The sequence below is a fragment of the Carnobacterium sp. CS13 genome, from assembly GCF_016653495.1.
Lineage (GTDB): Bacteria > Bacillota > Bacilli > Lactobacillales > Carnobacteriaceae > Carnobacterium_A > Carnobacterium_A antarcticum.
This window is the reverse complement of record NZ_CP067364.1, coordinates 379,963-394,867: the sequence shown is the minus strand read 5'-3', so window position 1 is coordinate 394,867 and position 14,905 is coordinate 379,963. Positions and strand designations below refer to the sequence as shown.

At 38.3% G+C, this 14,905-nt stretch carries 14 protein-coding genes; 4 read left to right on the top strand and 10 right to left on the bottom strand.

Annotation, left to right across the window (positions count from 1 at the left end; genetic code table 11):
• Positions 1-64: 64 nt before the first annotated feature.
• The 5 genes from JHE06_RS01900 to JHE06_RS01880 form a co-directional block, all read right to left on the bottom strand.
• Positions 65-1,972: an LTA synthase family protein gene (locus JHE06_RS01900; protein ID WP_201089226.1), complete on the bottom strand. Its 1,908-nt coding sequence runs from the start codon at positions 1,970-1,972 to the stop codon at positions 65-67.
• Positions 1,973-2,011: 39 nt separating this feature from the next.
• Entirely contained in the window at positions 2,012-2,968 is a 957-nt protein-coding gene (locus JHE06_RS01895; protein WP_201089224.1) for a glycosyltransferase family 2 protein, read from the bottom strand.
• Between the two features lie 108 nt (positions 2,969-3,076).
• Positions 3,077-3,904, bottom strand: a complete 828-nt coding sequence (nadE, locus tag JHE06_RS01890; protein WP_201089222.1) for an ammonia-dependent NAD(+) synthetase — start codon at positions 3,902-3,904, stop codon at positions 3,077-3,079.
• A 138-nt stretch (positions 3,905-4,042) separates the two neighbouring features.
• Positions 4,043-5,509, bottom strand: coding sequence for a nicotinate phosphoribosyltransferase (locus tag JHE06_RS01885; RefSeq protein WP_058919881.1), 1,467 nt, complete (start codon positions 5,507-5,509; stop codon positions 4,043-4,045).
• Positions 5,510-5,699: 190 nt separating this feature from the next.
• On the bottom strand, positions 5,700-6,059 hold the full coding sequence (locus JHE06_RS01880) for a DoxX family protein (protein WP_201089220.1): 360 nt from the start codon (positions 6,057-6,059) through the stop codon (positions 5,700-5,702).
• A gap of 253 nt (positions 6,060-6,312) precedes the next feature.
• Between JHE06_RS01880 and JHE06_RS01875 the strand changes: the two genes are divergently transcribed.
• Positions 6,313-6,681, top strand: a complete 369-nt coding sequence (locus JHE06_RS01875) for a hypothetical protein (protein ID WP_201089218.1) — start codon at positions 6,313-6,315, stop codon at positions 6,679-6,681.
• 234 nt (positions 6,682-6,915) lie between these two features.
• Here JHE06_RS01875 and JHE06_RS01870 read toward each other — a convergent pair whose 3' ends face one another.
• From JHE06_RS01870 to groES, 4 genes are all read right to left on the bottom strand, one after another.
• Positions 6,916-7,728 (bottom strand): hypothetical protein, encoded by an 813-nt coding sequence (locus JHE06_RS01870; RefSeq protein ID WP_201089216.1) that lies wholly within the window; start codon positions 7,726-7,728, stop codon positions 6,916-6,918.
• 263 nt (positions 7,729-7,991) lie between these two features.
• Entirely contained in the window at positions 7,992-8,381 is a 390-nt protein-coding gene (locus JHE06_RS01865; RefSeq protein WP_201089214.1) for a hypothetical protein, read from the bottom strand.
• A 241-nt stretch (positions 8,382-8,622) separates the two neighbouring features.
• Entirely contained in the window at positions 8,623-10,248 is a 1,626-nt protein-coding gene (gene groL, locus JHE06_RS01860; RefSeq protein WP_058919877.1) for a chaperonin GroEL, read from the bottom strand.
• A gap of 73 nt (positions 10,249-10,321) precedes the next feature.
• Positions 10,322-10,606, bottom strand: coding sequence for a co-chaperone GroES (gene groES, locus JHE06_RS01855; RefSeq protein ID WP_058919876.1), 285 nt, complete (start codon positions 10,604-10,606; stop codon positions 10,322-10,324).
• A 349-nt stretch (positions 10,607-10,955) separates the two neighbouring features.
• On the opposite strand from groES, the gene JHE06_RS01850 reads away from it, so the two are divergent.
• Both JHE06_RS01850 and JHE06_RS01845 read left to right on the top strand, forming a co-directional pair.
• The gene (locus JHE06_RS01850) at positions 10,956-11,609 is read left to right on the top strand and encodes a CPBP family intramembrane glutamic endopeptidase (protein WP_201089212.1); all 654 of its coding nucleotides are present in this window, start codon (positions 10,956-10,958) and stop codon (positions 11,607-11,609) included.
• 34 nt (positions 11,610-11,643) lie between these two features.
• Complete coding sequence (locus JHE06_RS01845) at positions 11,644-11,850, top strand: YdiK family protein (RefSeq protein ID WP_058919874.1); 207 nt, start codon at positions 11,644-11,646, stop codon at positions 11,848-11,850.
• A gap of 14 nt (positions 11,851-11,864) precedes the next feature.
• Here JHE06_RS01845 and JHE06_RS01840 read toward each other — a convergent pair whose 3' ends face one another.
• Positions 11,865-12,527 (bottom strand): redox-sensing transcriptional repressor Rex, encoded by a 663-nt coding sequence (locus tag JHE06_RS01840; protein WP_058919873.1) that lies wholly within the window; start codon positions 12,525-12,527, stop codon positions 11,865-11,867.
• Positions 12,528-12,842: 315 nt separating this feature from the next.
• On the opposite strand from JHE06_RS01840, the gene abc-f reads away from it, so the two are divergent.
• Positions 12,843-14,801 (top strand): ribosomal protection-like ABC-F family protein, encoded by a 1,959-nt coding sequence (gene abc-f, locus JHE06_RS01835; RefSeq protein ID WP_201089210.1) that lies wholly within the window; start codon positions 12,843-12,845, stop codon positions 14,799-14,801.
• The last annotated feature ends 104 nt before the right edge of the window (positions 14,802-14,905 follow it).

Genomic DNA, 14,905 nt, shown 5'->3' with positions numbered 1-14,905 from the left:
TCCTTCGCTTTGTCACTCTCTATTATAAATGGTATAGACCATAAGTCAAGAAAAACCAGCACACTTATTCTGAATAAAAGTGTGCTGTTTTGCTGTAGTTCTCTCCAACAGTCGTGTCGTATTGCAATAAGTCATAATCCTGTAGAATCTCCAGCGTTGGCGCGGTCAATTCTTCCCTTGACTGTTTTGCAGTCTGCGACCCTTTTTCGAGGTAAATCCCTTTTTCAAAAGCCGGTAAAACGTCTTCCAATTCCATCAGCAGCGCGTAGTAAGGAGTAACCGGCGCACCTGCTGCTTTTAAAACATGGTTCATGAAATAGATGGGGCTAATGGTATCCAATGTTTCGTTTTCACTCTTTTTAGTTGAAGCAATCAAGACCGGCGTCTGGTGCATCGTTAATTCATCATTGGCCGCTACCACTTCATCTCCATAAAAACCTGGCAAATGATCACCCCAAAAAACAACGATCGTGTCTTCTGCTAAATCCTGCAATTGGTCCAAGAAATTTTTTAAAGCATCGTCGCTATAGGCTAAGCCTTGATAATAATTAGCCGCTTCCGAATCATCAGCTGTGTGACTGCCTTTGAATGCTGTAGACGGATAATTCGTTGCATAAGGCATATGGTTTTGCATGGTTACCAGATGAACAAAATCCGCTCGATCTGTTTCTTGCAGTTTAGCGAGAATTTCTTGATACGCTGCATAATCAGAAATATACGGATTGTTTTCAAGTTTGTCATCATATGTCATCGTGCCTTCATGAATAAAGGTATCAAATCCCATTTCCTCATAGACTTGTTTGCGCTTGTACATCGAGGTGTTATAGGGATGGATCGCGGTTGTCGCATGTCCTAACTGCTGTAAGTACGAAACGACCGATGGCACCTGGTTTAAGCGAGAAGGCATTTGGGTATAAGGAGTGCTTAAGTTAGAAACAAAAGGTTCCATTGATAACCCGGTCAGAGCTTCGAACTCAATATTCGCCGTGCCTCCGCCATAGCCTTGCGACAACATATTGCCGCTTGTGTGCTGCTCCATTAAAGTTCTGATTTTCGGTATCGGATCTTGTGATACTCCAACATGGGCTAATGCAGTGGGGTCTGAAAAGCTTTCATTCATCACATAAATTATATTTACATCGTCTAAGACAGCTGTCCTTGTCTTATTGATCGTTTGAGCTTGTTTTTCGTACTTTTCCACTAATTGCTCGATACGTTTTTTTGAATAGCCCACTGGTTTCTCCATTGGGGACACATTTAAATTGTATAAAAAACCGCCAACAAAACCATTATTGTAATAATTCATTTCTTGGCTGTACGGAATCCAATAAGCATAATCATTGTAAGCTGCTTTGACCCTATTCCCCGGATCATTAAAAGCATTGATGTAAACTAAAGCCATACTGGATAAAACGAGTAAGCCTGCTCGCAAACCTTTGTTTAATGGTTTTCTCTGATAACCAGTTGTTTTATTTCGTTTCCGGAAGTATTTGATTAAAGAATATCCTCCTACAAGAAGGATGCCTATTCCAGCTACGCTCAACCATAAAACTCTAGCATCCATCATTTTAAGTAAAAAAGGCAGATTCGTGACCATCGCAAAGTCTGAAGGATACATCGGCTCTTCACGAAAGGCCATCTTCTGTTGTGTGGTGATTCCCATTCCTAAAGCCAATACTAGCAATACTAAGGCCCCTATACGTCGACTGCCGATCAAACTGACCAGCCACAAGTAAAGAATAAGAAGCACACTGGTTCCCAATAAAAATAATTCTGTATGCCATTCAAAGATAAATTTGAACGCCAATTCTGTACTAAATTGGTTTTGAAACACTTGCAGTATAAAATTTGAAACACTTGCAACTAAAAAGCCGCTGATTAAAGTTAGCCCCAACTCTTTTAATAGTTGGCTCATTAACGGTTGTTCGGCTGCATGACGTTTTTGTTGTTGCCAACGAGAAGTTTTCAACATCTCTTTAACCTCCCTTTTACCTCAGCAAAACGGTTTACTTCAGTTTTTTTCTTTTTGATCTTGGTCCGTTTCTTTTAAAATATACAATGGCCGTTTTTTTGTCTCTAAGTAAGTTTTCCCTAAATATTTCCCTACAATTCCTAAACAAAAAAGTTGAAGGCCGCCAATCGCTAAGATGATTGTTACTAATGAAGGCCAGCCGGCTGTTGGATCATCAAAAATCAATGTGCGGATAATGATAACTCCTAAGAAGAAGATAGCTAAAACAAAAGAGAATAATCCGACAAATGAAGCAATCGTCAGCGGTATCTCAGAAAAATTGACAATCGCATCTAATGAGTACTTAAACAAATTCCAAAAAGACCATGAAGATTTTCCAGCCACACGTTCTTTATTTTCGTAAGGCAAATAATAGGTTTCAAAACCGACCCAGCTGAAAATGCCTTTTGAAAAACGATTCACTTCACTAACAGAAAGAACAGCGTCAACCATTTGCCTGGTCATCAAGCGATAGTCTCTAGCACCATCAACAAATTCAGTATCTGAAATTCGATTCATTAGCTGGTAAAAACGTTTGGCAAAAAATGAACGAATGGGTGGTTCCCCCTTACGCGTAATGCGGCAAGTTCCGATACAGTCATAGGCTTTAGTTCTTAACAACGCCAGCATTTCTGGCAGCAACTCTGGCGGATCTTGCAAGTCGGCATCCATTACAGCCACATAATCGCCCTTAGCATGTTGCAGTCCGGCAGCTAAAGCTGCTTCTTTTCCAAAATTTCTAGAAAAAGATAAGTACCTTACACGGATTGGATTTTGACTAGCAAATTCTTTAATGACTTTTAACGTACGATCTTTAGAACCGTCATTGACAAAAATATATTCAATGTCAGCGTTTATGAGTTTCTTACGCACAGCTTCCAATTCAGAATAGAATAATGGCAAAGCTTGTTCTTCATTAAAACATGGAACAACAATCGAAATCCATTCTGTATTCACTGCTTTCCCTCTCTTTCTAACAAAACCTGAATCTTTTCTACCTAAAGAAAAAGACCGTTCTTCTCAACCTAAGAACAGCCTTTTTAATTAGTTCTTTAATCGATGACATTATTTCCAAAAATCGTCAAAAATAGTAATCGGCAAGTGCCGCTTGTGTTCTGTTTTAAGGTACCAACTTTCAATTTGTCTAGCGGCTGCCGGATCGATCGTTTTCCCTTCAAGGTAATCATCAATTTCATCGTAAGTTACCCCTAAAGCCACTTCATCAGCCAATCCAGGTTTGTTGTCTTCTAAGTCAGCTGTCGGAATTTTCAGGTACAAGTGTTCAGGAGCACCTAAAGCCTGAAGCATGGCTCTTCCTTGACGTTTGTTTAAACGCACGAGTGGATTAATATCTGAACCGCCATCCCCGTACTTAGTGTAGAAACCCGTCACCGATTCAGCTGCATGATCGCTGCCGACGACTGCCCCTTGATACATTCCAGCAATAGCGTATTGAGCGATCATTCGTTGCCGCGCTTTGATGTTTCCTTTGACAAAATCGTTTATTTCCACACCGGTTTCTTCCAATGCTGTAACGATTCCATCCGTAGCAGATTTGATATTGACCCGTACGCTTTCATCAGCCCCAATAAAATCTATCGCATCGATTGCATCTTGTTCATCCGTTTGTTCCCCATAGGGTAAGCGAACAGCAATAAAACCGTATTCAGTATCACCGGTCTCTTCTCGCATTTCCGTTAATGCGATTTGGCTTAATTTCCCGCCCAATGTTGAATCTTGTCCGCCGCTGATGCCCAACACTAAAGTCTTTAAAAAAGGGTGTTTATGAAGATAAGCTTTTAAAAAATCCACACTTTTCCGAATTTCTTGCTGAACATCTATTTCAGGCAAAACATGCAATTCTTTAATGATTTTTTCTTGTAAGTTTGTCATCTTTCCAACCTCTTTCTATGTTGTTTTCTGCTGTTTAGTATAGCACAATTCAGGCAAGCTCTCTATTTTTTCAAACCGCCAAACAAAAAAGAACCGCTAAAAAACGGTTCTTTTGGGCTTGCTGCTTTGCATTTTTTCTTACAACTCTTGTTCATTGATTTTTTTTCGAATAGCCGCAATGTAGTTCATCTTATGATCCCATGCGTCCTGAGACAAATCTACCGGATAAGGCTCTGGATTCAAGCTCCGTTTGTATTCTTCCCATAGAGCATCTAAACTCGCTGTCGCATAGTCTTTGATTTCTCCCAAGCATGGCAGTACATAAGTTTGTTCACCATCTACAAAGATCTCTTGCAACAATGGACGAGCTGTATAATTGGTCACTGTTTTATTGATGTACGTATGGACTGGGTGAAACATAAATAATTCTTTTGCTTCATCTGGCTTTTCTTCCCACAAAGTGATGTAGTCGCCTTCTGATTTTCCGTCGTCGTTACCAGTGATTCGCCAAACTTGTTTTTTACCGGGGGTCGAAACTTTTTCCGCATTGCTGGAAATTTTTAATGTATCAACCATTTGGCCATTTTCATCTTCAATGGAAACCAGCTTATATACGGCTCCTAGTGCTGGTTGGTCATAAGCCGTAATTAATTTTGTCCCCACACCCCAGACATCGATCTTGGCTCCTTGCATTTTTAAATTTAAAATGGTTTTTTCATCTAAATCATTCGAAGCATAAATTTTAGCTTCCGGAAAACCAGCGGCATCTAATTGTTGGCGGACTTTTTTAGAAATATAGGCCATATCTCCGCTGTCTAATCGAACACCTAAAAAGTTGATGCTGTCGCCCATTTCTTTGGCAACTTTAATAGCTGTTGGAACGCCTGATTTTAGCGTATCGTATGTGTCCACTAAAAAAACACAATCTTTATGCGTCAGTGCATAAGCTTTAAAAGCCTCATAGTCATTCCGATAGACTTGGACTAGAGAGTGAGCATGTGTTCCGCTGGCTGGGATACCGAATATTTTTGCAGCTCGCACGTTGCTTGTAGCATCGCAGCCTCCGATATAAGAAGCTCTCGTTCCCCAAATAGCAGCGTCCATTTCTTGAGCTCTTCTTGATCCAAACTCTAAAACAGGCTCATTCCCGACGACCGTTTTGATTTGTGAAGCTTTTGTCGCGATCAACGTTTGATAATTGACAATATTTAAAATTGCTGTTTCAACAAATTGGCAATCTACCAGAGGTCCTTCAACTTGAATAATAGGTTCGTTGGCAAAGACAACCTCGCCTTCCACCATAGAACGAATCGTGGCTCTAAACTTGAACTCAGCTAAATACTCCAAAAACGACTCTGGATAATCGCCAACATCTCTTAAATACTCGATATCTGTTTCAGAAAATTTTAATTGATTAATATAGGATATGACGCGTTCTAAACCTGCAAAAATAGCATAGCCGCTTTCAAATGGATTGCTTCTAAAATAGCATTCGAATACCGCATGATTATCTGCTTTCCCCAATTCCCAATAGGTTTTCATCATATTGATTTGATACAGATCGGTATGTAACGCCCAACTATCATCTGGATAGACCTTATTCATGTGACTCTCTCCCAACTACTAATTTGCTTTCTTGCTTAATATCATACCATAAAAACTCCAAAAACATCTTTATCACTCTGTTTTCCCAAGAGATTCTTCCTTTTATAACAGAGAAAAGACCACTTGTTTTTCCTTGAGTAATCATAAAAAAACGTTCTCAAAGAGAACCGTTTTTTTGTTTTATTTAATTTTATTGTCCTAAAATAAAGGGCCAATTCAAAACCATGATCAGTACCCCTAAGATCAAGACTGCAACTGGCACCAAGATTTTTTGTAAAGGATCTCTAATTTTAATTTGAGTAAAAACAGCTCCTATCATAATGATTGTAATTAGTGCTCCACCCCACGCTGCTGAAGTTTGATTGATAATGCCATAAAGAACTAAAATAGCTGCAATAATTTCAATGACTCCAGAAACCGGCCTGAACCACTGAGGGTAACCATAGCGATCAAATGCCTCCGCTCTTCGTTTAGAGCTGAATTTAATAAAACCAAACGCTAAAAATAAGATCCCTAAGACCACTTGGATAATAATAGATAAAAAACTCATTGATTTACCTCCTTAAAAAATAACCTTTCTATCCTCTTAGTTTACTCCATTCGCTTGCCGAATAGAAGAAAAGAGCTCTTGAAATGAAAAACAAGCGACATATTGTTTGGTAAATGCTCTCCAGTTTACTTTTGAATACATTCAGTATAGATTGAAAGCAGAGACTAAATAAGCCAAAATAAAGGAGCTGGTTCAAAGTGAAAAAGAATCTCAGTCTAACTGTTATGTTAACAATTATTTTATTTCTTAGTGGATGCAGACTTGTAAAAAAGACAGTACATCCGACTCCGCACATTCCTTTTCTGGCTCTTCACCAACAGAAAGTGTGGAATACAACGGAACTGTAAAAGAAGACGGCATAACCAATGAGCAGCAGCTTACAGTAAGCAACTTAAAACCGGTTGAAGCAAATGAACGCTCCCTTTCTTTTGATGAAGTCATTCTTTTAACAAAAGAAGTTCCCCTTCTAAATGCTGAAACTCATGAAAAAGTGAATGTTGAAGATATCAAGGCTGGAACTTCTGTCACTGTTTTTTTAATTCCTGAACCAATCACCACCCGGTCGTTGCCGCCGCAAATCCCTGGTAATAGTATTTTGAAAATTCTAGTTTCTAAAAAATAAAAAAAGGGAGTGAGACAAAAAGCGTTTAGACCCGAATCTTCTACTTCGCATACCGTATCCCTAAGCAGCTAAAGCTGCAAGGGCTAAGGAAACTGGAACGGATAAGCGCTGTATGGTCACAGACCATCGAGCATTATTCGTGAAGTGGACGTCGGGTCTGCTTTTTGGAACACGTTCTAGAATAAATATTCGGATATGCAAAAGAGGTTGGGACTTTTGTCCCAACCTCTTTTCTCATTTACGGTGTGCTTCTCTAGTTAATAGCGTAAAACCAATTAAATAAATTCCAACAAGCATTGCTTGTGTTGCTATAAAAATCGCAATCGGATTAGAGTCAAATGCCATAAATGAAATACCGGCTTGTTTTCCAATAAACCACAGCTTTAAACTTGAGAACCCATAAGAAATCGCTAATACCAGAAATAAGTATTTCCAAAGAGAATAACGGTTTTCCCATAATTTAACCAACGCATAAAAAGACACTAGCATCACCATTAACGGTATGAGAATGACTTGCACTAAAACCGTTGGTTTGTTTCTTAAGTACGGTTCCATTGTCACCAACGAATGCACCAAACCGATTCCATTATAAATGGTAGCGGCAGTCAATAAAAAAAATCCTGTTTTCTCTAATCTCGTTTTGAGAGTTTTTCCTGTTTCGCTATTATCCGTTAAAAGCGGTTCGCTTTTAGTTTGAATGTCTTTAGTTGCGAAAAACAGCAGCACCGTTGAAATAAAATAAAGAATTCCCAAAAGTAATGCTAACAATTGTCTGAACCCTGCAGTAGCTAATAAAATACTCAATAAAAGATAAGGGACCAGATAGAAAGTTTTGTTTTTATAAACAACTTGGTAAAAACTAAACCACTTCACCGCTTCGAACATTAAAGCTATGAATATGATTTGAATCGCCTCTGTATAGGAAGGAGGCGCCCCTGCGATTTCTATGGTGCTGAGCCTAACCAATCCATAGGAAATAACTATCAGCGTTCCTGTAGATAAAATATTGCTGATCATTAATAAGATAGTTCCAGTTGTTTTTTTCATTTGACACCGCCTGTTTTAGAGTACTGTTATCAGCCAGTTCTTATTCGCTAAACCATATTCTCTTCATTAATAAAAGATGCAGCGAATAGTATCACAAGTATATCAAAACGGAAAATAGAGTAAAGCGATAAGACTAAGCTTGAAAGAAGTAAAAGGACAAGTCGGTTCCCCAGAATAACCCTTCCATACAATCGGTTTTGCATCAGTTAGCTGAGTGCATAGCGCTAATCTTCTTCACCTTCCAAATGATAAATATTAACATGTTATTCGAAAGACCGTTCCATTACAAATAATCTAACCTCTTCGCACATTTTTTTATCTGGCCTTTTTAGAAAGACATCCTCTCCTTCATTGTAACCTTCGGGTTTCCAATTTTGTTCAGGGAATCCTTCTTGTTCAAATACTTCACGAAGATAACCAATAGCTTCTCCCCAGGTAGAAAACACGGTAAAAGGGTGCGGCATTTGGCCTTCATCATTCCAAACCGCCCACTTATTATCTGGGAGTTCGGTAGCAAACCACCAAGCATCCCGTTCAGAATAAAAAATGGCAAACGTATTTTCTTTAGCCTCTTTCCATTTTTGATAACCTAATTTTATCGCAAAGAGATCGTAGTCCCTAATAAAAATTCTTTTCAAATACTTTCTGATCATTTTCTGTCCCTCATTCCCTTCATTTTTTCACGCCGCTTCTTTTACTTTTTTAAAGCTTGGTATACCGGTAAAAGCTACGGTTTGAAACTATCTTTTATAGGTTTTTAAAATCAAAAAAAGACCTTTTATAAGTTCAGTGAACTCACAAAAGGTCTTCTCTAATCAATCAAATTTAATTGTTTTAAAATCAAAAGTTAGCAAAATGTTGATATTTCACTAAGAATTACTCTACAAATCCTTCTTACATCATACCGCCCATACCGGGATCCATCATGCCGCCACCCATTGGCGCATCTGGCGTTGGTTGGTCTGCTACTACTGCTTCAGTTGTCAACAACAATGCCGCAACACTTGCAGCGTTTTGAAGTGCTGAACGTGTAACTTTTGTTGGATCAACAATACCTGCATCAATCATATTGACCCACTCGTTAGTAGCTGCATTGAAGCCCATCCCCATTTCGACATGTTTCAGTTTTTCAACAATAACGGATCCTTCAAGACCAGCATTGGCAACGATTTGACGGATAGGTTCTTCTAAAGCACGTAAAACGATTTTCACGCCAGTTTCCACATCGCCTTCAGCAACGATTTCAGCAACTTTGGCTTGAACATTGATCAAGGCGGTTCCTCCACCGGAAACAATTCCTTCTTCAACAGCTGCACGTGCTGCATTCAAAGCATCTTCAATACGAAGCTTGCGGTCTTTCAATTCTGTTTCAGTAGCTGCACCAACTTTGATCACAGCCACTCCGCCAGAAAGTTTTGCTAAACGCTCCTGCAATTTTTCGCGGTCAAATTCAGAAGTTGTTTCAGCAGCTTGTGATTTCAACAACGCTACACGTTGCATAATGTTATCTGAAGAACCAGCACCTTCAACGATAGTTGTCGATTCTTTTGTCACAACTACTTTAGCTGCATGTCCTAATTCAGCAATACTTGTATCTTTCAATTCTAATCCTAAATCTTCTGTAATAACAGTTCCGCCAGTCAAAATAGCGATATCTTCCAACATTGCTTTACGACGATCTCCAAAACCAGGAGCTTTAACGGCTACAACATTGAATGTTCCACGCAACTTATTTAAAACTAATGTTGGCAGTGCTTCTCCATCAACATCATCTGCAATGATCAATAATGGGCGACCTTGTTGCAAGATTTGTTCTAATAAAGGCAAAACATCTTGGATATTCGAAATCTTTTTGTCTGTGATCAATAGATACGGGTTTTCTAGAACGGCTTCCATCTTATCGTTATCTGTTACCATGTATTGTGATAAGTAACCACGATCAAATTGCATTCCTTCAACAACATCTAATTCTGTTTCAATTCCTTTAGATTCTTCAATCGTAATGACACCGTCGTTGCCAACTTTTTCCATTGCATCTGCAACCAAGTGACCTGTTTCTTCATCGCCTGATGAAATAGCAGCAATTTGTGCAATCGATTCTTTTGTTTCGATTTTTTTAGAAATATTCAATAATTCTTCAACGGCTACTTTAGTTGCCAATTCGATTCCACGGCGAATACCGACCGGGTTAGCTCCAGCAGTTACGTTTTTTAATCCTTCACGAACGATGGCTTGTGTTAAAACAGTAGCTGTTGTAGTACCGTCACCAGCAATATCATTGGTTTTTGAAGCTACTTCAACAACTAGTTTAGCTCCCATATTTTCAAAATGATCTTCTAATTCGATTTCTTTGGCGATCGTTACACCATCATTGGTGATCAAAGGAGAACCGAAAGATTTTTCTAAAACAACGTTTCTTCCTTTGGGTCCTAATGTAACTTTGACTGTATCTGCTAAAATATCCACTCCGCGTAACATTGCTGCACGGGCGTCTTCTGAAAATTTAATATCTTTTGCCATTTTTACTTCACCTCATCGATAGATTTGTGTTGCTTCGTTAACTTTTATTTTTATTCGTTTATTTGTTTAGTTGTTATTCAACAATTGCAACGATATCTTGTTCTCTTAATACAAGATATTCTTTGCCTTCATATTTGACTTCTGTCCCAGTATACTTTTCAAACAATACCGTATCGCCAACTTTGACAGACAATTCAACTTTTGAACCGTTTTCCAGTATGCGACCTTCGCCGACTGCAATGATCGATCCAGTTTGGGGTTTTTCTTGCGCTGAACCTGGTAAAACAATCCCGCTGACAGTCTTCTCTTCTTCTTTGGCGACTTCAATAATGACACGCTCTCCTAATGGTTTTAACACGTAAATCCCTCCATCTTTCTTATCTGATTCATCTCTATTTAGCACTCTTTAATACCGAGTGCTAAACCACTCTTTTATCATAATCAAATTCGCTTTCAATTGCAAGTCTTTTGACGAAAATAAGAACCGAAAAAACTGTTTTTTTGATTCTTATCCTTCGCTTGTACTGCTTAAAAGGATACAAAAGGTTAAACATTGCTGAACATCTTATGTTATACTGAAAAATGAAACTTATTTCATTATAATAAGATTATGCTTCATTTTTCTTTGCATAATGAAGCTTTTGGTTCAACGAGAAATTAAATAAAGAAGTACCATTACTTCTAAAAAAGAAGGTTCGGAAACACATATGAAAAAAGCACTAAGTCACACCGCTATTGTTATGACGCTGGTTTACATTCTGGCACAGTTTTTACCGGTTTTGATCATTGTCTTAGCTCCTCAAAGTTACCAAACAGAAGCTTTGATTTATGGGAATCTTTTTTCTTTTACTGCAGGCGCCTTCGTTATGCTTCTGCTTAACCGAAAATCGAATATCCGGAACAGCATTACATTGAGTCCTTCAGCACCACGGTCTACCGTTATTCTTTGGGGAATACTGGGTATTTTTATGGCCTTAGCTGCTCAATATGCGGCTACCTTGATTGAAATTTTTTTACTAGGCTTACCCATGGGCTCAGAAAACACACAACAAATTTTATTGTCCATCGACAAATACCCTCTATACCTGATCATTGTTTCTATTATGGCACCGATTATGGAAGAATTTGTTTTCCGAAAAGTTATTTTTGGGTTCTTCTATGATATCACAGGTGGAGTTGGAGCAGCGGTCATTAGCTCATTACTGTTTGCTTTCATGCATTTTGACAGTCACATTCTGCTTTATTCAACGATCGGTTTTGTGTTCTCTTATCTGTACGTAAAAACTAAAAACATCGCCACTCCGATTATCGCACATGTACTGATGAATACAGTAGTGGTTTTACTCAACTTATTCTTATAAGGCTTGTTAATAGAGAAAGGAATTTTTTTACTATATGAATAATAAAAATTTTATCATGCAAATTGTTTTTAATTACTTGATGGCTGTTCTTTTTGTTTGGTTTACCATCAACTCCGTATCCTCAGATGGTTGGGGTATTTTCCCAATTTTGTTTGTTATCTTCGCAACCAATGATTTTATCCGAGGGTCTAAAATTCTTGAAATTTATTTGAAGATAAAAAAAGGCGGCAAACCTAAATAAGGTTGCCGCTTTTTTTATTCTTCGTCTTTCTTGTCTTTATCTTTATCTGTATTGTAATGATCTAAGAAATAAATCAACGTTTGTAATTCATTTGTTAAGTCAACATTTTGAACACGTATACTCTTTGGTACAGAAATCCGGATAGGCGTAAAGTTCATGATACCTTTAACTCCTGCTTCTGCTAAATCATTTGTGGTTTCTTGGGCTACTTCCGTAGGTACCGTTAAAATGACCACTTCGATTTGCTGTAAGCGAAGTTGTTCAACCATTTCGCTCATCGGATAAACAGGTACTCCGCTTAGGATAGTTCCAACGATTTCTTTATTGATATCAAAGGCAGCGCTGATCCGCATATTATTGCTTTGGTGAAAATTGTAATTCAATAAAGCATGGCCTAAATTCCCTACACCAATTAAAGCTACGTTAGTCAAACGATCTTGTTTCAATGTTTTGCTGAAAAAATTCATCAAGTCTTCAACATCATAACCATAACCTCTTTTTCCTAAAGCTCCAAAATAAGAAAAGTCACGGCGTATAGTAGCACTATCAACTTTTACTGCTGCACTTAATTCAGTCGAAGAAACACGTTCTTTGCCTGCATCATGCAAAAAACGCAAATAACGGTAATAAATCGGCAATCTTTTTGCCGTTGCTTTTGGTACTTTTAAATTGGACATTTCTTTTCCTCCACTTTATTATTTTCAGTCAGTTAATTAATCAAATATTTTTTCACAATTATTCCGATTTAAACGAAACTTCACAAGCGATTTTTTGTTTCAACTAAGCAATTATAGCATAGTTTTATGATATTACTAGTATTTAGGACGTTATTTTTTCCAAAAAAATGATAGAGGCACTTTTCTGCTTGTGAACATTCACAAACTTCGCTTGTGAATCAAGGGTTTCTGACCCAAAAAAATCTGTTCGAATAATATCAGAATGTTTCGTTCTATGCTAAACTATAAAAGAGAACTATGAAATGAGGAAATGACATGATTTTACTACAAGTCCAACATGTAGCTCGTTATTTTGGAGCAGATGTGTTGTTTGAAAATATTTACTTAGAAATCCAAGAAAATGCACGTGTTGCTTTAGTGGGTCGAAACGGTGCCGGAAAATCGACCTTATTAAAAATGATTGCAGAAATTGAACAACCTGATGCTGGACAGATCGTTAAGAGTAAAAATATTACGATTGGTTATTTAGCACAGAATACCGGCTTGCAATCCGAGAAAACCATTTGGGATGAAATGCTGGTCGTTTTCGAACCTGTGATCCAAATCGAGAAAAATATGCGTGCCATTGAAGTTCAATTGGGCGACCCAGGACTGTTAGCCGATAAAGAAGCTTATCAAAAAACCTTAGAACGCTACGATCAATTGCAACACGACTTTCGAGCAGCTAACGGATTCGGTTACGAAGCCGAGATCCGTTCTGTTTTGCATGGCTTCCGTTTTTACGAAGAAGACTATCAAAAAAAGATCCATCAATTATCAGGTGGCCAAAAAACACGTTTAGCGCTAGCTAAACTGTTATTAGAAAAAAAAGATTTATTGATTTTGGATGAGCCGACTAATCACCTGGATATCGAAACATTGGATTGGTTAGAGAACTATTTGCAAATGTATCGCGGGGCATTATTGATCGTTTCACATGACCGTTACTTTTTAGACAAAGTCGTCAACGAAGTTTACGAGATCAGCCGTCAAAAAATCACTCATTATAAAGGAAATTACTCCAAGTACCTAGATTTAAAAGCAGCTCAATTAGAACGCGAATGGAAAGAATTTGAAAAGCAGCAAACAGAAATCGCTAAATTAGAAGACTTTGTTAACCGCAACTTGGTTCGGGCTTCTACAACCAAACGAGCACAAAGCCGCCGGAAACAACTAGAGAAAATGGAGCGAATCGATCGACCGCAAGGCGATGAAAAATCAGCTCATTTTCGTTTTCAATCCGGAAAAGAAAGCGGCAATATGGTGTTGACCTTAGCCGATGGAGCTATTGGGTATGAACGCCAAATCCTATCTGCTCCGATTGATTTAGAAGTTCGCAAATACGATTCAATTGCCTTAGTCGGACCGAACGGGATCGGAAAATCGACCTTATTAAAGTCTTTGATTGGCCAGTTGCCATTGATTCAAGGCAGTGAGCAATTAGGGGTTAATGTTGATTTAGGGTATTACGATCAAGAACAAGCTAATTTGAATTCCAACAAAACTGTTTTAAGCGAATTATGGGACAGTCACCCAACAACTCCTGAAAAAGATATCCGCAGCATTTTGGGCAGCTTTTTGTTTACAGGCGAAGATGTTGAAAAAGCGGTCACTAGTCTAAGCGGTGGAGAAAAAGCTCGTCTAGCTTTAGCTAAACTGTCTATGCACCGCGATAATTTTTTGATTTTGGATGAGCCGACCAACCATTTAGATATTGACAGCAAAGAAGTGTTAGAGAATGCTTTGATCGATTTCGACGGCACACTTTTATTTGTTTCGCATGACCGTTACTTTATTAATCGGTTAGCGACTTCAGTGGTAGAATTATCGGCAGAAGGCAGTACCCTTTATCTGGGAGATTATGACTATTATCTGGAGAAAAAAGCCCAGCAAGAAGAACTCCGCCAACTTGCTGAAGCAGAAGAGCTAGAACAAAAAGGCATTCCATCCAAGCCCACTAACTCCACCGGAAAAAACAAACGCGAAATCGATAAAGATGCCCAAAAACTGGTCCGACAATTGAAACGCCGAGTCGACACACTGGAAACCGACATGTCCGCTATCGAACAAAATATCGAAACTTTTGAATTGCAGTTGACCGAACCTGAAGTGTTTGGCGATCATGTAAAAGTACAAGAAATCAATCAAGAATTAACTGCTCTACACTCCCAGCTTGACGGTATTTTAGCAGAGTGGGAAGAAAAAAGCATTGAATTAGAAGAGCTCAGTGATTGATCGACATCTTTTGAAGCAAACCTTGCTTCAAAAGATCTAAACTGAAAACAATTAACTAAATTTAAAAGGACATAGCCTATTTTATAAGACTAATAGGCTATGTC